We start from the raw sequence: 19,557 nt of genomic DNA on the forward strand, positions 1-19,557 counted from the left end.
AAGATGAAAATGATTGAAGAATTATGTCACTAAATCAAGATGAAACAACACTGCAGACCTTTAAGCGTTTGTGGCTGTATATCCGTGAATATAAAACGGGATTGACGGTTGCCGTTATCGCTCTGGTCATCAATGCTGCGGCAGATACTTACATGCTTTCTTTGCTTAAACCACTTCTCGATGAAGGGTTTGGTGATGTTGAATCTAACTTTCTCAAAGTGTTACCGCTGATTATTGTAGGCATGATGTTGATACGGGGCTTGAGTGGTTTTGTATCGACGTACTGCTTAAGCTGGGTATCCGGCAATGTCGTCATGCAGTTACGTAGAAAGATCTTCAGTCATTTTATGCACATGCCGGTTTCCTTTTTCGATAAGGAATCAACGGGTGGGTTACTTTCACGTATTACTTATGACTCAGAACAAGTCGCAGGTGCAACGAGCCGCTCTTTGGTGAGTATTGTGCGAGAGGGCGCCAGTATTATTGGGCTGCTGTTCTTGATGTTCTGGAGCAGCTGGCAACTATCTTTAGTACTGATTGTCGTTGCCCCTGTTGTGGCCTGGGCTATTGGGTTTGTATCGAAGCGCTTTAGAAAAATCTCCCGTAGCATGCAAACCTCTATGGGAGAGATGACCACATCAGCAGAGCAAATGCTAAAAGGTCACAAAGTTGTCTTGACCTATGGTGGTCAAGAGGTGGAAGGCAAACGCTTTGATAGCATGAGTAACCAAATGCGTCAGCAGACCATGAAAATGGTGGCCGCTTCAGCGATTGCCAACCCCGTGATTCAAATGATCGCGTCGTTAGCTTTGGTGTCGGTATTGTATTTAGCAAGCTTTGATTCGGTACGCAGCGAGTTAACACCGGGTACGTTTACGGTTATCTTTTCCGCGATGTTCTCTTTGATGCGCCCACTAAAAGCGTTAACGGGTGTGACAGCGGAGTTTCAACGAGGTATGGCCGCCAGCCAAACGCTATTCGCGTTGATCGATCTCGATACAGAGAAAGACAATGGCACGACAGAATTGAAGGCCGTTAAAGGTGATATTCGCGTAAACGATATTACCTTCACCTATCAAGGTACCGAGAAGCCCGCGCTGCGTAATGTCAGCTTTGACTTGCCAGCAGGTAAAACCATTGCATTAGTGGGACGTTCAGGTTCAGGTAAAAGTACTATTGCTAATCTTTTCACCCGTTTTTACGATGTTGATAGCGGACACATCGCACTTGATGGCCACAAAATTGACGACATTAAGCTGACTAACTTGCGTCAACACTTTGCGCTTGTCTCGCAAAACGTGCACTTATTCAACGATACGATTGCGAATAATATTGCTTACGCGGCGCAAAGGAAATATAGCCGTGAAGAAATCGAACACGCAGCAAAACAAGCTCATGCTATGGAGTTTATTGATGGTTTAGAGCAGGGCTTAGATACCGTGATCGGTGAAAATGGTGCTAGCCTTTCTGGAGGTCAACGTCAACGAATCGCGATTGCGCGAGCGTTGCTCCGAGATGCGCCAGTGCTGATTTTAGACGAGGCGACGTCTGCCCTTGATACTGAATCTGAACGTGCGATTCAATCGGCTCTCGATGAATTGCAAAAGGACAAAACGGTATTAGTTATTGCTCATCGTCTTTCAACCATTGAAGAAGCAGATGAGATTCTGGTGGTCGACGAAGGCGAAATCATAGAGCGCGGTAATCACGCGACATTGATCGAGCATCAAGGCGCTTATGCTCAGTTACATCGTATTCAGTTTGGTGATCATTCGTGATTGAAAAACTGTGGTTCGAACGGCATCCGCTACGTTTTGTTTTTTGGTTGCTGTTATGGCCATTAAGCCAATTGTATGGGGCGATCACGGCGCGGAGAAGACGGGCTTACCGTCAAGGTAAGAAAGCGGTTTACCGTTCATCCTTACCTGTTATCGTGGTAGGCAATATTACTGCAGGCGGAAATGGTAAAACACCGATGGTGATCTGGCTGGTAGAACAGCTTGTGAAACTTGGTTTTAAACCAGGCGTCGTGTCTCGCGGTTATGGTGCCAAGTCCCCGCAATACCCTTTAAGTGTTGGTAAGCAAACGTCTACACAGCATTGTGGTGATGAACCAAAGTTGATTTTTGAACGCACAGGTGTGCCCGTTGTCGTTGACCCAATTCGCTCAAATGCCGTGCAAGAATTAGAAGCCTTGGGTGTGGATGTGGTTGTTACTGATGATGGTTTACAGCACTACGCCCTAGACAGGGCGTTTGAAATAGTGGTCGTTGATGGACAACGTCGTTTTGGTAATGAGGCACTATTGCCTTTAGGGCCCTTACGAGAGCCTCTGTCACGACTGCAAGACGTTGATTTGATAGTGACCAATGGTGGCGGTTCACAACAGCCGAATGAGAAAGTCTTTATCTTAGAGCCTACGTTGGCGGTCAATTTACAATCAGGAAAGAAAATGGCAGTGAATGAGTTGGGTACTTTAGCGGCGTTCGCCGGTATTGGACATCCACCAAGGTTCTTTGCTACGTTAAATCAATTGGGCGCGAACCTAACGAGAGAACAGGGGTTTGCTGACCATAAAGATTTTGATAAACAACAGCTTGTCGCACTAGGGCAAGGTGTTGATAACGTCATTATGACAGAAAAAGATGCAGTTAAATGTCGACACTTTGCTCATGATAATTGGTGGTACTTGCCCGTATCTGCAAATTTTAACGATCACGACAGCGAAGAAATACTGATAAAAATTAGAAAGGTTATAGAGAGTTATGGATCATAGACTTCTGGAAATTGTAGCGTGCCCTATTTGTAAAGGTAAGCTGACGTTCGATAAAGATAAGCAAGAACTGGTTTGTAAGTTAGACCGATTAGCGTACCCGATTAAGGAAGGCATTCCAGTGTTGTTAGAGCCAGAAGCACGAACAATGGCGATGGAAGAGGGGCGATAATGTCATTTACAGTCATTATTCCTGCGCGTTACGAGTCCTCACGATTACCAGGTAAGCCGTTAGCGGATATCGCAGGTAAGCCGATGATTCAGCATGTTTTCGAAAAAGCGATGCTATCCGGCGCCGAGCGAGTGATTATTGCCACCGATGACCAGCGCGTTGAGCTTGCTGCAAAAAGTTTTGGCGCTGAAGTCTGCATGACTTCTCCGACTCACGAGTCTGGGACAGAGCGTTTGGCTGAAGTGGTTGAATTAATGGCAATAGACCCAGAGCATATTGTAGTTAATGTGCAAGGGGATGAGCCGTTAATACCTGCAGAAATTATTGCGCAAGTCGCGAATAATTTGCAGCAAAGCACAGCACCAATGGCGACGCTAGGGGTTCGTATTGAGTCCGAACAAGAAGCATTCAATCCAAATGCGGTTAAGGTGGTCACCGATGAAAAGGGTTATGCGCTGTATTTTAGTCGCGCCACTATTCCGTGGGATCGCGACGCTTACGGCCAAGATCCAAAACAATCGCCGGCCCATCCACTACTCAGACACATTGGTATTTATGCCTATCGCGCCGGGTTTATTAATACTTATGTTTCTTGGGCGCCAAGTGTACTAGAGAAAGTGGAGTGTTTGGAGCAACTGAGAGTGCTTTGGTACGGTGAAAAAATTCATGTTGATGTGGCGTTGCAAGCGCCTCCGGCAGGGGTCGATACACCGGAGGATCTTGAGCATGTTCGTCAGTTAGTTTCTTCGCTAGCAGGGGATGACTCCAACTAATCGCTTATATAGTCACAGCGCTATGAGTTTCTTCACGATGCCGCCACTAATTAGCAGTTAATAGATAGTAGTTAGCATCAGGTCAGTTAACGGGTTAGTGCTGGGTGATCGGCGGCAAGTAGTTGCCATTCACCCGGTTGCAAATTATTCAGTGTAAACTGCCCCATAGAAGCGCGAATTAAGCGAAGTGTAGGGAAACCAATATTAGCCGTCATTCTACGAACTTGGCGGTTTCGCCCTTCAATTAAAGTAATCGAAAGCCATGTTGTCGGGATGTTCGCTCTAAACCTAACAGGTGGGTTACGGTCCCAGACGTCGGGTGCATCCATACGAGCCACTTTAGCGGGAAGTGTCGGTCCATCTTTAAGTGTCACGCCATCTCTTAGTTTTTGAATATCATCTTCTGACGGGTCCCCGTCAACCTGAACCCAATAGGTTTTTTCCGACTTCGAATTTGGTTGAGTTAAGCGAGCCTGCAAGATACCGTCGTTGGTTAAAATGAGTAATCCTTCACTGTCGCGATCAAGCCTACCTGCAGCATAAACATCTTTGATTGGGATAAAGTCAGCTAAGGTTTTTCTCCCGTCGCCATCAGTGAACTGACTGAGTGTATCAAAAGGCTTGTTAAAAATGATGACCTTTCGATCTGCAATAGACACTTTTGGTTTGACGTCTTCAGTTTTTCTACGACGCGATGGTCGACGATTAGAAGGGGTCGATTGCCCTGTAGACTGTTTGAAACGTGTTGATTTAGCCGAGGCACGTGACGTAGATGATTCACGTGTTGTTTTAAATGTCATGTTAACTACCCTGCAAAAATGTAAACAAACTGTGTGGTTTAGTTTTGTCTACCGCTGTTTTGAGCTATTATGACCGCGCTCAAAAACAGGATTAATGCACAAGATAATAGACTAATTGCTCATTTTTGTTTAATTATAGTTGCTCAGGATTTCGTTTAACTGCACTAAAAGCTTCTGATTGCTTATTTATGCGCCATATTGGGTGCAGTATGAAGCTTCTTGGTACAGTGACAACGTTTACGCTGCCTTTTTCGGTATGCGTTAATTGATAAGGGTAACCTTGCCCAATTAGAACGATAGGGAAATTTCATGCCTACAGAAAAGCCGACCATTATTTACACGATTACTGATGAAGCGCCAGCGCTTGCGACGTACTCACTACTACCGATTATTCAGTCATTCACAGCATCTTCTGGGATTGACGTTGAAACGAGAGACATCTCATTAGCAGGGCGCATTATTGCAAACTTCCCTGACTACTTGAAAGAAGAACAACGCATTGGCGATGCGCTGAGTGAGTTAGGTGAATTGGCGACAACGCCAGAAGCAAATATTATCAAATTGCCTAATATCTCGGCTTCTATTCCGCAATTAAAAGCGGCGATTCAAGAGCTACAAGCCAATGGCTATGCACTGCCAAATTACCCGGAAGAGCCAACCTCTGCCGAGCAAGAAGCGATTAAAGCAACCTACGACAAGATTAAAGGTAGTGCGGTAAACCCAGTACTTCGTGAAGGTAACTCAGACCGTCGCGCACCGTTATCAGTAAAGAATTACGCAAAGAAAAACCCACATTCAATGGGTGCATGGTCAAAAGATTCAAAATCTCATGTTGCGAGCATGGCAGATAAGGATTTCTTTGGTAGCGAAAAGTCAGTCACGATTAAGCAAGCAACGGATGTCAAAATCCAGTTCACCTCTGCTAACGGTGAAGTATCGGTTTTAAAAGAGAAAGTATCCTTACTCGCGGGTGAAATTATTGATGCCTCGGTATTAAATAAGAAGGCATTGGTTGCGTTTTTTGAAGAGCAAATTGCAGAAGCGAAACAGCAAGGCGTTTTACTGTCTCTGCATTTGAAAGCGACAATGATGAAGGTGTCGGATCCTGTTATCTTTGGTCACGCAGTTGAAGTGTATTACAAAGACGCATTTGCTAAACACGGTGCGTTATTCCATGAGCTAGGCGTGGATGTCCGAAATGGTATCGGTGATGTGTATGCGAAGATTGCTTCGCTATCAGCGACGCAAAAGGCAGAAATTGAAGCAGATTTAGCCGCGGCCTATGAGACGCAGCCACCGCTAGCGATGGTAGATTCTGACCGAGGTATCACTAACCTTCATGTACCGAGTGATATTATCGTTGATGCTTCTATGCCAGCAATGCTTCGCTCTTCTGGTCAAATGTGGGGGCCAGATGGTAAGCAGCAAGATACTAAGGCGCTTATCCCAGATCGCAGCTATGCAAGCATATATCAAGCGGTAATCGATTTCTGTAAAGAGAATGGAGCGTTTGACCCAACGACTATGGGTAGCGTGCCAAACGTTGGCTTGATGGCGCAAAAAGCAGAAGAGTACGGTTCGCACGACAAGACGTTTATTCTTGACGGTGCAGGTACGGTGGCTGTGGTTGACGCGCAAGGTCAAGTATTGATTGAGCAAACTGTGGAAGCTGGCGATATATTCCGTATGTGTCAGGTTAAAGATGCGCCGATTCAAGATTGGGTTAAGTTAGCGGTGACACGTGCACGTGCGACCGGTGTCCCTGCCGTATTTTGGTTGGACGAAGCTCGTGCCCACGACGCTGAGCTAATTAAAAAGGTAAACCAATACCTTCCAGACTACGATATGAATGGCCTTGATATCCGTATCCTTGCGCCTCTTGAAGCGACCATTTTCTCTCTTGACCGAATTAAGCTAGGACAAGATACCATTTCAGTAACGGGCAACGTGTTACGTGATTACCTAACAGATTTGTTCCCAATCTTGGAACTGGGTACGTCTGCGAAGATGTTGTCTATTGTGCCTCTAATGAATGGCGGTGGTTTATTTGAAACCGGAGCCGGTGGTTCTGCACCTAAACACGTTCAGCAGGTAGAAAAAGAAAACCACCTACGTTGGGACTCTTTAGGTGAATTCCTCGCGTTAGCGGCCTCTCTAGAGCATTTAAGCACAGTGACTGGTAACGAGCGTGCCAACATACTGGCTAAAGCGTTAGATCAAGCAACAGGCCAGTTCTTAGATATGAACAAGTCACCATCACGTAGGGTGGGTGAGTTGGACAACCGTGGTTCACATTACTATTTAGCGCTTTACTGGGCTCAAGCATTGGCACTGCAAACGGAAGATGCAGCGCTGGCGACTGAATTTGCGCCAATTGCTGAACAGTTGGCTTCTAATGAGAGTGTGATTGTTTCTGAGCTTAACGCCGCTCAAGGTGTTGTTGGCGAGTTAGGTGGGTATTACTTACTTAATGATGCATTGGTAGCGCCACTGATGCGCCCAAGCACAACGTTGAATGCTATCATTTCGTAACGATTCAAGTAGTTAGTGTTTATTAAAAAAGCGGTTCCTCTTCATGACAGGGGAACCGCTTTTTGTTTATAGAGGCAAGACTGCTCTCCTATTACGTGCTTTTTCTTTTCTCAGCGCCAGGAAAGCGAGATAGATAAAGTCACCTCAATTAGATGCTCGAATTGTAAGCCTCGCGCTTCGGACAAGTCGCCAGGATCTCTCGTCGTCCAGATTCTTTTACTTCCTCTAAAATGACATCAAAGCCCCAAAGTCGATAGAGGTGTTTCAGCACTTCGTCATACCCTTTATCTAATGGAATTCGATTGTGGGGGACATGCTGTAGGGTAAGTGAACGATCACCACGCACATCGACATTATAGACTTGGATGTTAGGCTCTAAGTTACTGAGGTTGTATTGCGCTGCTAACTTTTCGCGTATTTTGCGGTACCCCGATTCATCGTGTATCGCTGAGATTTCAATGAAGTTTTTTCTGTCATCATCAAGAATGGAGAACAGTTTAAACTCTCGCATTAATTTTGGTGATAGGTACTGGCTAATGAAACTTTCATCTTTAAAGTTGTGCATTGCAAAGTGTAAGGATTCAAGCCAATCACTGCCTGCCAAATCAGGGAACCATTCCTTGTCTTCGTCCGTTGGCTCTTCACAAATACGTTTTATGTCCCTAAACATGGCAAATCCAAGGGCATATGGATTGATGCCGCTAAAGTAAGGGCTGTTATAGGCAGGTTGTGCGACCACACTTGTGTGGCTATGCAGAAATTCTAAAATGAATTTGTCACTGACCAAACCCTCGTCATAAAGGTGATTGAGAATGGTGTAGTGCCAGAACGTAGCCCAGCCTTCATTCATGACCTGCGTCTGTTTCTGTGGGTAGAAGTATTGACTTACCTTTCTGACGATACGAACAATTTCACGTTGCCATGGTTCCAGTAATGGTGCATTTTTTTCAATAAAATAGAGGATGTTCTCCTGTGGCTCACTAGGGAAGAGAACCTTTTTCTCAGATTCCTTTTCACGGTTTTTAGGCACAGTTCGCCACAGTTCATTTACTTGAGACTGCAAGTACGCTTCACGTTGTTGTTGTCGAATGGTTTCTTCGGCCATCGATATTTTTTCCGGGCGCTTATAGCGATCAACACCAAAGTTCATTAGGGCGTGGCAAGAATCGAGCGTTCTCTCTACATCCTCAACCCCATATTTTTGCTCACATTCAGAAATGTAGTTCTTAGCAAATAGTAGATAGTCGATAATGGAACTGGCATCTGTCCAAGTTTGAAAAAGGTAGTTACCTTTAAAAAATGAATTATGACCGTAACACGCGTGTGCCATCACTAATGCCTGCATAGTGACTGAGTTTTCTTCCATTAAGTATGCGATACATGGGTCAGAGTTAATGACAATTTCATAGGCTAAGCCCATTTGACCATGTTTATAGCCCTGCTCGGTTTGTATGAACTTTTTACCGAATGACCAATGGTTGTAGTTGATAGGCATACCAATACTTGAGTAGGCATCCATCATTTGCTCAGACGTGATGACTTCTATTTGATTAGGGTAGGTATCAAGTTTATATAAAGCGGCGACGCGCTTGATCTCAGTATGATAGCGTTCGAGCAAATCAAACGTCCAATCCGGACCGTCTGGCAACACTTTTGATGATGTTTTAGCTTTAGTTGTCATAGACACATCTCCCTATGTTGTCTCTTTTTGAAACAATTCCCTAAACACTGGGAAGATATCTTCAACAGAGCGAATATTTTTCATTGCGAAGTTGTCGAAGTCATTTTCGAGTTTTTCGTATTCATGCCACAAGGTTTGATGCGTGCGGCGAGTGATCTCGATATAAGAGTAATACTGGCAGGCTGGCAGTAAACTATTGACCAGTAGCTCTTTACAGCGTGGCGAATCATCTGCCCAGTTGTCCCCGTCAGAGGCTTGAGCTGCATAGATATTCCACTGTTCGGTAGGAAAGCGCTCTTGTACGATTTGTTGCATGAGTTTGAGCGCACTTGAAACGATGGTGCCCCCCGTTTCTTGAGAATAGAAAAACTCATGCTCGTCGACTTCTTTCGCTTGCGTGTGGTGGCGAATGAACACGACTTCAACGTTTTCATAAGTGCGCGTCAGAAATAAGTAGAGCAACACATAGAAGCGTTTAGCAATGTCCTTTGTGGCTTGATCCATCGAACCTGAGACATCCATCAAACAGAACATGACAGCTTGGCTAGAGGGGATTGGGCGCTTCTCATAGTTTTTAAAGCGCAAATCGAAGGTATCAATGAAAGGAACACTTTCAATTTTCCTACGAAGTTGAGCGATCTCTTCTTTGATGCGGCGCTCTTCGATAGGCTGAGCTGGCTCGCTCATTTGAATGTTATCTAGTTGTTCGTTTAATTCGTTGATAAGGCGACGCTTACCCGCGGTCATTGCTGTGCGTCTTGCCAGAGACTGTTGCAAGGAGCGAACGATGGCAATGTTAGAAGGCATCCCAGCCGTTTGATAGCCTGCGCGGTGTGTTTTCCACTCCTTAATTTTGTTGATTTGATTCTTTTTAAGGTTAGGTAGCGCTAAGTCTTCAAAAAGAATGTCGAGGTATTCATCTTTGGATATTTGGAAGACGAACTCATCTTGCCCCTCACCATCTTGGCTTGCATCACCCTGTCCTGCGCCTCCGCCTTGTCCACCTTGTGGTGGGCGCTCTATTTTATCGCCGGTAATAAACTGGTCGTTTCCCGGATGAACACGCTCTTTTAAGCCGCCTTGACCTTGATGAAAGCTTGGCTCGTTGATATCTGTGTTAGGAATGGAGACATCTTCGCCTGTTTCAGTGTTGGTAATTGAGCGGCGGTTTACCGCGTCTGTGACGGACTCTTTGATTTTTTGTTTATGTCTGCGCAGGAATCGTTGTCGATTCACCGCACTTTTATTTTTACCATTTAGGCGTCTATCGATAAATTGCGACATGAATTTGTACTCCCTGTATTCCTCTCACCAAGCAGAACCCGAGCTTTAGCTCGGGGCTGCGTCATAGAGCTCGGTGTATTTAAGAGGACTTACGAACGCGCAAGTACCACTCAGATAGTAACCTTACTTGTTTCTCGGTGTAGCCTTTTTCCATCATGCGATTAACAAAATCATCGTGCTTACGTTGATCATCTGATGACGTTTTGGCGTTGAAAGAGATGACGGGAAGGAGTTCTTCGGTATTAGAGAACATTTTCTTCTCGATCACAGTGCGTAATTTTTCGTAACTGGTCCAAACTGGATTTGAGCCGTTATTATTTGCGCGTGCACGCAGAACAAAATTCACGATTTCGTTACGGAAGTCTTTCGGATTACTTATCCCAGCGGTCTTCTCAATTTTTTCAAGTTCTTCATTGAGAGAAGAGCGGTCAAATAATTGGCCCGTTTCAGGATCGCGATACTCTTGGTCCTGAATCCAGAAGTCTGCGTAGGTTACGTAGCGGTCAAAGATATTTTGTCCGTATTCCGAATAGGACTCCAAATAGGCCGTTTGAATTTCTTTTCCAATAAACTCGACGTAACGGGGAACTAGGTAACCTTTCAAGAACTCGAGGTATTTTTCTCCGACTTCTTGTGGGAATTGCTCTCGTTCGATTTGTTGTTCAATGACATAAAACAGGTGAACAGGGTTGGCCGCTACTTCTGTTTGATCGAAGTTAAATACACGCGATAGAATCTTAAATGCGAAACGTGTGGACAATCCTGACATGCCCTCATCCATACCAGCGTAGTCGCGGTATTCTTGGTAGCTTTTTGCCTTTGGATCCGTGTCTTTTAATGTTTCACCATCGTAAACGCGCATTTTAGAGAACAACGATGAGTTTTCAGGGTCTTTTAAGCGAGAAAGTACGCTAAATTGACCAAGTAGTTCAAGCGTGCTCGGAGAACATGGCGCTTTAGTGAGCTCGCTGTGTTCCAGAAGCTTCTGATAGATCTTCACTTCTTCAGATACTCTCAAGCAATACGGTACTTGAACGATATAAACCCTATCTAAAAACGCTTCATTGTTTTTGTTATTTCTAAACGTCTGCCACTCAGACTCATTGGAGTGAGCGAGAATCATCCCATCGAAAGGCAGTGCAGATAGTCCCTCTGTACCGTTATAGTTGCCTTCTTGAGTTGCGGTTAGCAAGGGGTGAAGCACCTTGATTGGTGCTTTGAACATTTCGACAAACTCCATAAGTCCTTGGTTTGCTCGACATAAAGCACCGGAATAGCTATAAGCGTCGGGGTCATCTTGCGAAAAATGTTCAAGCTGTCGAATATCGACTTTACCCACTAGTGAGGAGATGTCTTGGTTGTTCTCATCCCCTGGCTCAGTTTTGGCGATAGCGACTTGATCAAGGATAGAAGGGCGCACTTTGACCACTTTGAATTTGGTGATATCGCCACCGAAATCATGTAGGCGTTTGGCCGCCCATGGTGACATGATCGAGCGAATGTAGCGTTTTTCAATACCGTATTCGCTCTTTAATAGTTCGCCGTCTTCATTGACGTCAAACAGGCAAAATGGATGGTCATTCACCGGACTACGCTCACCATTTGCAGATAAAACATAGATCGGCATTTTTTGCATCAATGCTTTGAGTTTTTCTGCAAGTGAAGATTTACCGCCACCAACTGGACCGAGTAGGTAGAGGATTTGTTTACGTTCTTCTAAGCCTTGAGCAGCATGTTTAAGGTAAGAGACAATTTGCTCAATGGCATCTTCCATCCCATAAAAATCTTCAAACGTTTTGTAGCGTGATATGATCCTATTTGAAAACAGGCGACTTAAATGTGGATCTTGGGCGGTGTCGATGACTTCAGGCTCTCCAATTGCAAGCAATAGACGTTCAGCTGCGTTGGCATAAGCACTTTTGTCGTCTTTACATAGACCTAAGAATTCCTGGATTGATAGCTCTTCATCTTTTGCGGCTTCATAGCGCGATTGATAATGGTCGAAAATACTCATAGCTGATTCCCCTTAAACCTGCAAAACTGACCCATAACACATGATTAATGCGACTCCATGTCAATTTAAAGACTAGTAGGCTTTTCAGATTTTTGCTTTGCAATTATGTGTTTATTTGTAAATCCGCGATGATATTGGCAGCAAATGAATGAAAGTCTCAAGTTTGAACACAGGTCTTGATTGTGGGAATGAAAGCTAGGATCGGGGAACGTAAAATGCCCAGAAATAGGCTTTCTGGGCATTGAAGTGGTAGATTATATCATTTAAATATCGGGCTAAGCGTTGAAAATTTGTTTGAATTCAGCGCTAGATAAATGGTATTGACGAGGACAATTTTTCCACGTTACCAGCATGCGACGGTATTTTTCCAGCATCGGCATCTGGCTGTTAAAGTGGTGATCGGCTTTATCAAATTGTGGGTACAGCCCTTCAGAATCAACCAAAAAGCGAACGTAGTTTACAAGCTGCGCTTCGCTCGCGATATCGAACCCTAAGAACTGTAGGCGGCGTTGGTCAACCTCTTTACGCTCATTTTCTGCGAGCATTTTGTTTGACTCTTGCATCGCATGGTACATTTCCATGATATCGATGATTTCACGACATTCATCTTCAACTAAGCAACCGAACTCTTTGTCCATCTCACGCATTTGCAATGCATAACCACGTTCAACGATAGTTTGCAGTCTCTTGTACTTGTTCTCACTCTCAGGGCTTAGTTTTGCCATCAAGTAATATTGGTTTGATAAAATTAGACGTTGAGCATTAGTCATTTCCATCTTGGAGCCTCACTAGAATTTGTCTTTATTATAGGTGGTTAACGACAATAGTTGTCAGTTTAATCGCCACATTTGTATGATTGTTAGATTACCAGTTTCCCCCCAAAGAGGAACATGATCTGAGCACGTAATTGAGACAAAAAACGCGCTTTACGCGCGTTTTTATTGGATGTGGTAATGGGTTAGTACTTAACCACATCGGTGTATTGCAAAAGAATACTTTGGATATTATCCATGACTTCTTTTGACGGTGGCTGGGTACCTTCAAGCGGATAGTCATAGCCCAGCGCTTCCCACTTATGCGCGCCGAGTTTGTGATATGGCAATAACTCAACTTTTTCGATGTTATCCATATCTTTAATGAATTCACCTAATAGATGCGCCGCCTCTGGATCGTCAGTATAGCCAGGGACAACAACGTAGCGAATCCAAGTTTTTTGGTTGATTGTCTGTAAGTAACGAGCAAAATCCAGTGTGCGACGGTTGGAAACACCGATGAAGTCTTGGTGTATCTCGTCTTTCATGTGTTTGATGTCGAGCATGACAAGGTCGGTAGCCTCTAGGACTTCGTCAACTACGTCAGTGTGTTTACGAATATAACCGTTAGTATCTAAACAGGTATGAATGCCCTCTGCTTGTGCGGCTTTGAAAAAATCACGAACAAACTCAGGCTGTAACATCGCTTCGCCACCAGAGCAGGTAATGCCTCCGCCTGATGCATTCATAAAGTGACGGTATGATTTAGCTTCGGCAATCAACTCATCAACCGATACTTCTTTACCACCGTGTGTGTCCCATGTATCCCGATTATGGCAGTACATGCAGCGCATAAGACAGCCTTGTAAAAAGACAATGAAACGGATTCCCGGACCATCGACCGTGCCACAGGATTCGTATGAGTGAATGCGACCAGTAGTTGACATATGCTCTCTCTAATAACTATTTTTACCCGTTATTTTATTACAAAACCCACTCTCACAACAGAAAAACTGGCGATGACATTCATACTCTTGATTGATGAGTGGATCTGCTTGTTGCTCATTGAATAGATATGTTATAGCGTTGTTAATGAAAATGTCAGTTGTGGTCGCTGTTATCCAACAAGAACAAAATATTCAGGATTTACCAAGTGTTATACAGAGCACCACCTCAATAAACGGTTGCTGTAAGGGGAATAACATGGAAGTTGCTTTATCTCAAAAACAAAAAACGTCGCTCGCAATGCTGACTCTATGGGCGGGGTTTATTATCTTGGTGAGCTATATCTTTTATGCGCTTACTAGCTTAAACGACAAATATGACAGTCGCTCTGGCATGGAACGGGCGAGTACACATTTGGCGTCGACCCAAATTCTGCTACTCGATACGGTGAATAGGCGTGCCACTTTGACTGCGGAGGGTAGAGACGCGTTTCAAACGAGTCTAACGATGCTTGAACAAAGCGCGGATGTGGATAGAGAATTTTTACAGCGTCATGGGTTTACAACCCAAAATCAGGTCATGACGGACGCATTGACGCGTTTTATTCAAGATCTCACTCCGTGGATAACCTTAAAGTCAGAATTTGGTTTCTCTATGGATGACGGTTTACTTGGTCAGATGAACAATCACAACGTTAAGATTGACGCCGCGATTAAGGAAACAGGCATGGTAACGTTGACCGCAGACTTTCAAAAAGTCGTGACCAGCATGCAGGAATTTCTTATTCAAGCCAATGCGGATAATGAAAAAGGTTTCAAGCGAGCACTGGCTGGTTTTATTAATGCATCGAACGCTTATGCCATGTTGGAATTGTATGAAAAGGACGTTCAAGCACTTGAGCTTAGCTTTACACGCATTGTTGAATTGTCTTCACGCTTGAGTCAGTTGGAGGGGCAGCTAGGTATCGCTCAAGTCTCGACATTAACGGCTTTCTCAGATGCAGCCCAACTACTTGGTCAGCAAGCAACCCGTCTTGCCAATGAAGCGGATCAGGTATCGGGCATGACGCGCATGTCTGTCGGTATTGCTTGTGCGCTGCTTGCATTATTTACGACAGCGATCTTTCTTGCCTTAACGACCTCTTTATCTCGCTCACTTAAGCAAACATTATCCGCACTTAAACTTATTGAGCAGGGAGATCTAACCACTCGGTTGACGATTACTCGTAATCATCGCGACGAGTTCAACCAACTCAAAAAAGCCATCAATATTAGCTGTGATAATCTCGGCAACCTAGTGGAAGGCGTAAAAGATAATAGTCAGTCATTATCCGCGAGTTCGGAATTGCTCGACAGTAGTATCACGCAGCTTGGGCAACATCAATCTCAAGTGATGGAGCAAACCCAGCAGCTTGCATCGGCAACAGAAGAGGTGAGTGTCACAACTCAAGAAATTTCGGGCTCTTTAGAGTATGTTGCTTCGATTAGCCGATCATCGGCAGAGTCCGCTCAGGCTGGTGGCGAAGTGATTGTAGAAACGATTGCTTCTTTTGAGCAGGTGGCAAGCATACTGGACGAAGCGGCGGCACATATTGGTCAGTTAGAGCAGGCGTCACAAAAAATAGATTCAGTGATGGATATCATCAACGGCATCGCTGAGCAAACTAATTTATTGGCGCTCAATGCCGCTATTGAAGCGGCAAGGGCTGGTGAGCAAGGGCGAGGTTTTGCTGTCGTCGCAGACGAAGTCAGGAGCCTTGCGGTGAGAACCGTCCAAGCGATCGAAGACATCTCAGGCACCATCAATACCATGAAACGCGAAAGCTCGGAAGTCATTCAGTTTATCGCACAATCTGGGACGTCAATGAAGAACGGGCGAGAGCAAGGTAATCAAGCAAAAGCAGCACTTGAAGAGATCATGAATAAAGCGCAAGAGGCGAGCGCTCAGACTGAAGTGATTTTCTCGTCTGTAAAAGAGCTAGCTATAACATCTCAATCAATGGCAAGCAACATGTCACAGATTAGTGAGTCGATGGGTGAATTGGAGCAGAGCAATCAGCATCTTAAGCAAACCAGTGACTTGGTGGATAAACGTTCTACCGAGTTATATCAAGATTGTGAGCGCTTCAAGACAGGATAACTAAGGCGTATAACTAAGGCGTATAATTAAGCGTCATTGCTAAGCGTCATTGCCGTTATTGAAATAAAATGAACACGCACAACGTTGCGCGTGTTCATTTTTTTATTAGAAAAATGCGAATAGAGAAACCCCACCATTGCCATAAATCGATTTTTTCGCCTCTTTGTACTCGGCAGATTTGGAGGCAATAAAGGTACTAACTCCAACATATTGGTTATACCATGCTATGCCTAGCGTCGCCTCAGCCTGCCATGGTTGCAGCGTGACGTCGTACGCCTCACTAGGCTCTGGAATACCAGGCCGATTTCCCTGAATCGTCATATCGTTGAAACGATATCGTGCTTTTATACCAAAGTAGCTAAACCACCCCCGATTTGACGCGCCAATCATGCCAGCTTTAAACGGATTCTCAGAATGAATGTTGGCTGAGCCAAAGTTTCCACCTAAGTCAGTTCCCCAACGAAACATAGCACCTGTGGAAATGTCACTTCTAAAATTCCCTATATTGGCTTCTGTTACGTTGGATACCTCCCAAGAAGTCGAGCCAGTGGCAGGCGCTCGCTTTAAATTTAGGTGAGTCAGGTAACCAAGACTTGCCGCAAAACTATCTTCAATTTGATATTCCCAGCCCCTCGGCTCAGTGGAACCCACAATAGAGTGCACAAGTTGTTGAGCTTGATCGGCAAATGAACTTTCACCCGTTGCACCAACAGTGAGGTTAACGCGTTGCGCTTGCTGAGGATGAAGGCTGATGTAGTTTAATTCGGTGTGGAAATAACCCGCATAGGGGCGATCATTTGCAATGGGTTCTGTGGCATCAATATCTGATGGTGTCCACATTTTGTGTCCGAGTTGCACTTCAAATTTATCTAGCGATGATGCGCCCCAATAGCTAAGACTAAGCGGACGAAATAGAGAATACGGCGTAATGGCGCCACTGGTATAAGAGAGGAAAATACCATTAGTGTAATCTTCGTCGGTGCCAAAGACACCGTCGTTATCGATAGAAAATGAAACGGTTGAGCGTTCGGAGGAAAGCGCATGAGTGCTGACCAATAACGGAATGCTCGCAGTAAACAATACAAGAGGGATGGCTCTGAGGTACTTCATAATCGGTTACTCTCTTCAAATACGACGTGTAGAGATGTAATAAGTTAAGACGATAGTGACACGTTTGTGAAGGGGCGGTCAGTGATCACGTAGTGAAAACGTTATCAGTGACATGGACGAAATTGTAAATAATCCTTACTCAATGAGATTTCCCGCTCTTATCGAAGTTGAAATGACAGACATAAAAAAACCTCGCCGAAGCGAGGTTTTTATCTCAATCAGTATAACACTTGTCTATACGGGGTTTGCCGAACAGACAGGGACTGAGTTATAGAGATTCAGTGAACGTACGTGCGATTACGTCTGCTTGTTGCTCTTGTGTTAAAGAGTTAAAGCGAACGGCGTAACCAGATACACGAATAGTTAGCTGAGGGTATTTCTCAGGGTGCTTAACTGCGTCTTCTAGAGTACCGCGGTTAAGAACGTTCACGTTAAGGTGTTGACCACCTTCAATGCCAGCTTCGTGGTGGAAGTAACCATCCATTAGGCCTGCAAGGTTAGCACGTTGGCTGTCTTCTTCTTTACCTAGCGCATTAGGAACGATAGAGAAAGTGTAAGAGATACCATCTTGTGCGTCAGCGAACGGTAGTTTACCTACAGAAGTCAGTGAAGCTACCGCACCTTTTTCGTCACGACCGTGCATTGGGTTTGCACCAGGAGCGAAAGGAGCGCCAGCACGACGACCATCTGGAGTGTTACCCGTTTTCTTACCGTATACCACGTTTGAAGTGATAGTCAGGATAGACTGAGTAGGGATTGCATCGCGGTACATCTTAAGTGCACGGATTTTGCCCATGAATGTAGAAACCAGTTCACATGCGATGTCATCAACACGCGCATCATTGTTACCAAATTTAGGGTAATCGCCTTCGATTTCGAAGTCAGTTGCGATGCCGTCTTCGTCACGTACTGGCTTAACAGTAGCGTACTTGATAGCAGACAATGAATCAGCAGCAACAGAAAGACCTGCAATACCACATGCCATAGTACGACGAACGTCACGGTCATGTAGAGCCATTAGAGACGCTTCGTAGCTGTATTTATCGTGCATGAAGTGAATGCTGTTTAGCGCAGTCACGTATTGCTTAGCTAGCCAATCCATGAATGTGTCTAGGCGACCCATTACGTCATCGTAGTTCAGTACTTCGTCAGTGATCTTGTCGCCAACTGGACCAACTTGCATCTTAAGCTTCTCATCAACACCACCGTTGATTGCGTAAAGCATAGTTTTTGCAAGGTTAGCACGAGCGCCAAAGAACTGCATTTGCTTACCAACGATCATTGGTGATACACAACATGCGATTGCGTAGTCATCAGAATCTAGGTCAGGACGCATTAGGTCATCATTTTCGTACTGGATTGAAGAAGTATCGATAGATACTTTCGCACAGAACTTCTTGAAACCTACAGGCAGTTGCTCAGACCAAAGAACCGTGATGTTCGGCTCTGGCGAAGGACCCATTGTGTATAGGCTGTTTAGGAAACGGAAGTTAGTACGTGTCACTAGTGTACGACCGTCGATACCCATACCACCCATTGATTCTGTTGCCCAGATTGGGTCACCAGAGAACAACTCATCGTATTCAGGCGTACGTAGGAAACGAACCATACGTAGCTTCATTACGAAGTGGTCAATCATTTCTTGTGCTTCAACTTCTGTGATCTTACCAGCAGCGATATCACGCTCGATAAAGATATCTAGGAAAGATGAAGTACGACCAAGAGACATTGCCGCGCCGTTTTGTGATTTAACTGCAGCTAGGTAGCCGAAGTAAGTCCACTGAATCGCTTCTTGAGCAGTTTGAGCTGGCTCAGAGATATCGAAACCGTATTTTTCAGCCATAACTTTGATTTGGCCAAGTGCACGGTGTTGCTCAGAGATTTCTTCACGAAGTTGCATGGTTGCTGCAAGGTCTTCGCCGTTTTCGAAACGCTCTTGAAGAGAAGCAAATTGAGCTTGCTTATCTTTCATTAGGAAGTTGATACCGTAAAGTGCTACACGACGGTAATCACCGATGATACGACCACGACCGTATGCATCAGGAAGACCAGTCAGAACACCAGATTTACGACATTTCAGGATATCAGGTGTGTAGATATCGAAAACGCCAGCATTGTGCGTTTTACGGTATTCAGAGTAGATTTTTGAAACCATAGGGTCAAGAGTACGACCGTATGCTTTACAAGAACCTTCAACCATACGCACACCACCGTTAGGGATGATTGCACGCTTTAGTGGTGCTTCAGTTTGAAGACCAACGATAGTCTCTAGGTCTTGCTCAATGTAGCCTGCATCGTGTGCAGTGATGGTAGAAATAACAGAAGTATCGAAATCTACAGGTGCTTTAGTCGCGTTTTCCTGCTTGATACCTTCCATTACTTTAGCCCAAAGCTTGTTAGTTGCTTCAGTACCTTCAGAAACTAGGAAGTCTTCGTCACCTTCATAAGGTGCATAGTTCTTTTGGATGAAATCACGAACGTTTACTTCGTTTTGCCACTCACCTGCCGCAAAACCTTCCCAAGCTTTAGCAAATTGCTCTGCCATGACATACCTACCTTGTTAGTAGAAAAAACACGTACTG

Annotated in this window: 14 protein-coding genes; 6 read left to right on the forward strand and 8 right to left on the reverse strand. The window is 44.7% G+C overall.

What is annotated here, in order from left to right; translation table 11 throughout:
• Positions 1–23: 23 nt before the first annotated feature.
• Genes msbA through kdsB form a run of 4 tightly spaced genes read left to right on the forward strand, consistent with a single transcriptional unit; the run spans position 24 to position 3,718 of the window.
• The gene (gene msbA / locus M9196_RS08040; protein ID WP_250617014.1) at positions 24–1,778 is read left to right on the forward strand and encodes a lipid A ABC transporter ATP-binding protein/permease MsbA; all 1,755 of its coding nucleotides are present in this window, start codon (positions 24–26) and stop codon (positions 1,776–1,778) included.
• Entirely contained in the window at positions 1,775–2,776 is a 1,002-nt protein-coding gene (gene lpxK, locus M9196_RS08045) for a tetraacyldisaccharide 4'-kinase (protein ID WP_250617015.1), read from the forward strand. The genes msbA and lpxK overlap by 4 nt, the downstream gene beginning before the upstream one ends.
• The gene (locus tag M9196_RS08050) at positions 2,766–2,945 is read left to right on the forward strand and encodes a Trm112 family protein (protein ID WP_250617016.1); all 180 of its coding nucleotides are present in this window, start codon (positions 2,766–2,768) and stop codon (positions 2,943–2,945) included. The genes lpxK and M9196_RS08050 overlap by 11 nt, the downstream gene beginning before the upstream one ends.
• A complete protein-coding gene (gene kdsB / locus M9196_RS08055; RefSeq protein ID WP_250617017.1) occupies positions 2,945–3,718 on the forward strand; it encodes a 3-deoxy-manno-octulosonate cytidylyltransferase in 774 nt (257 codons plus the stop codon). Before M9196_RS08050 ends, kdsB begins: the two co-directional genes overlap by 1 nt.
• 86 nt (positions 3,719–3,804) lie before the next feature.
• Here kdsB and M9196_RS08060 read toward each other — a convergent pair whose 3' ends face one another.
• Complete coding sequence (locus M9196_RS08060) at positions 3,805–4,518, reverse strand: pseudouridine synthase (RefSeq protein WP_250617018.1); 714 nt, start codon at positions 4,516–4,518, stop codon at positions 3,805–3,807.
• Between the two features lie 309 nt (positions 4,519–4,827).
• On the opposite strand from M9196_RS08060, the gene M9196_RS08065 reads away from it, so the two are divergent.
• Positions 4,828–7,050 (forward strand): NADP-dependent isocitrate dehydrogenase, encoded by a 2,223-nt coding sequence (locus tag M9196_RS08065; protein ID WP_250617019.1) that lies wholly within the window; start codon positions 4,828–4,830, stop codon positions 7,048–7,050.
• Between the two features lie 148 nt (positions 7,051–7,198).
• On the opposite strand, the gene M9196_RS08070 is transcribed toward M9196_RS08065, so the two are convergent.
• From M9196_RS08070 to pflA, 5 genes are all read right to left on the reverse strand, one after another.
• Positions 7,199–8,731, reverse strand: coding sequence for a SpoVR family protein (locus M9196_RS08070; protein WP_250617020.1), 1,533 nt, complete (start codon positions 8,729–8,731; stop codon positions 7,199–7,201).
• A gap of 12 nt (positions 8,732–8,743) precedes the next feature.
• Positions 8,744–10,015, reverse strand: coding sequence for a YeaH/YhbH family protein (locus M9196_RS08075; protein WP_250617021.1), 1,272 nt, complete (start codon positions 10,013–10,015; stop codon positions 8,744–8,746).
• A 79-nt stretch (positions 10,016–10,094) separates the two neighbouring features.
• Positions 10,095–12,029 (reverse strand): PrkA family serine protein kinase, encoded by a 1,935-nt coding sequence (locus tag M9196_RS08080; protein WP_250617022.1) that lies wholly within the window; start codon positions 12,027–12,029, stop codon positions 10,095–10,097.
• Between the two features lie 275 nt (positions 12,030–12,304).
• Entirely contained in the window at positions 12,305–12,805 is a 501-nt protein-coding gene (locus tag M9196_RS08085) for a YfbU family protein (protein WP_250617023.1), read from the reverse strand.
• 182 nt (positions 12,806–12,987) lie between these two features.
• On the reverse strand, positions 12,988–13,728 hold the full coding sequence (gene pflA / locus M9196_RS08090; protein ID WP_250617024.1) for a pyruvate formate lyase 1-activating protein: 741 nt from the start codon (positions 13,726–13,728) through the stop codon (positions 12,988–12,990).
• Positions 13,729–13,984: 256 nt separating this feature from the next.
• On the opposite strand from pflA, the gene M9196_RS08095 reads away from it, so the two are divergent.
• Complete coding sequence (locus M9196_RS08095; protein WP_250617025.1) at positions 13,985–15,865, forward strand: methyl-accepting chemotaxis protein; 1,881 nt, start codon at positions 13,985–13,987, stop codon at positions 15,863–15,865.
• A gap of 105 nt (positions 15,866–15,970) precedes the next feature.
• On the opposite strand, the gene M9196_RS08100 is transcribed toward M9196_RS08095, so the two are convergent.
• Positions 15,971–16,975: a lipid A deacylase LpxR family protein gene (locus tag M9196_RS08100; RefSeq protein ID WP_250617026.1), complete on the reverse strand. Its 1,005-nt coding sequence runs from the start codon at positions 16,973–16,975 to the stop codon at positions 15,971–15,973.
• A 268-nt stretch (positions 16,976–17,243) separates the two neighbouring features.
• Entirely contained in the window at positions 17,244–19,520 is a 2,277-nt protein-coding gene (pflB, locus tag M9196_RS08105) for a formate C-acetyltransferase (protein ID WP_250617027.1), read from the reverse strand.
• Positions 19,521–19,557 lie beyond the last annotated feature (37 nt).

It is taken from the genome of Vibrio methylphosphonaticus, from assembly GCF_023634655.1.
Lineage (GTDB): Bacteria > Pseudomonadota > Gammaproteobacteria > Enterobacterales > Vibrionaceae > Vibrio > Vibrio methylphosphonaticus.

Bases quoted from the DNA above. Each gene is read 5' to 3' on its own strand.
- M9196_RS08065 (WP_250617019.1), top strand. From the start codon at position 4,828: ATGCCTACAGAAAAGCCGACCATTATTTACACGATTACTGATGAAGCG.
- kdsB (WP_250617017.1), top strand. From the start codon at position 2,945: ATGTCATTTACAGTCATTATTCCTGCGCGTTACGAGTCCTCACGATTA.
- M9196_RS08050 (WP_250617016.1), top strand. From the start codon at position 2,766: ATGGATCATAGACTTCTGGAAATTGTAGCGTGCCCTATTTGTAAAGGT.
- M9196_RS08085 (WP_250617023.1), bottom strand. From the start codon at position 12,805: ATGGAAATGACTAATGCTCAACGTCTAATTTTATCAAACCAATATTAC.
- M9196_RS08060 (WP_250617018.1), bottom strand. From the start codon at position 4,518: ATGACATTTAAAACAACACGTGAATCATCTACGTCACGTGCCTCGGCT.
- M9196_RS08095 (WP_250617025.1), top strand. From the start codon at position 13,985: ATGGAAGTTGCTTTATCTCAAAAACAAAAAACGTCGCTCGCAATGCTG.
- M9196_RS08080 (WP_250617022.1), bottom strand. From the start codon at position 12,029: ATGAGTATTTTCGACCATTATCAATCGCGCTATGAAGCCGCAAAAGAT.
- M9196_RS08070 (WP_250617020.1), bottom strand. From the start codon at position 8,731: ATGACAACTAAAGCTAAAACATCATCAAAAGTGTTGCCAGACGGTCCG.
- M9196_RS08075 (WP_250617021.1), bottom strand. From the start codon at position 10,015: ATGTCGCAATTTATCGATAGACGCCTAAATGGTAAAAATAAAAGTGCG.
- msbA (WP_250617014.1), top strand. From the start codon at position 24: ATGTCACTAAATCAAGATGAAACAACACTGCAGACCTTTAAGCGTTTG.
- pflB (WP_250617027.1), bottom strand. From the start codon at position 19,520: ATGGCAGAGCAATTTGCTAAAGCTTGGGAAGGTTTTGCGGCAGGTGAG.
- M9196_RS08100 (WP_250617026.1), bottom strand. From the start codon at position 16,975: ATGAAGTACCTCAGAGCCATCCCTCTTGTATTGTTTACTGCGAGCATT.
- pflA (WP_250617024.1), bottom strand. From the start codon at position 13,728: ATGTCAACTACTGGTCGCATTCACTCATACGAATCCTGTGGCACGGTC.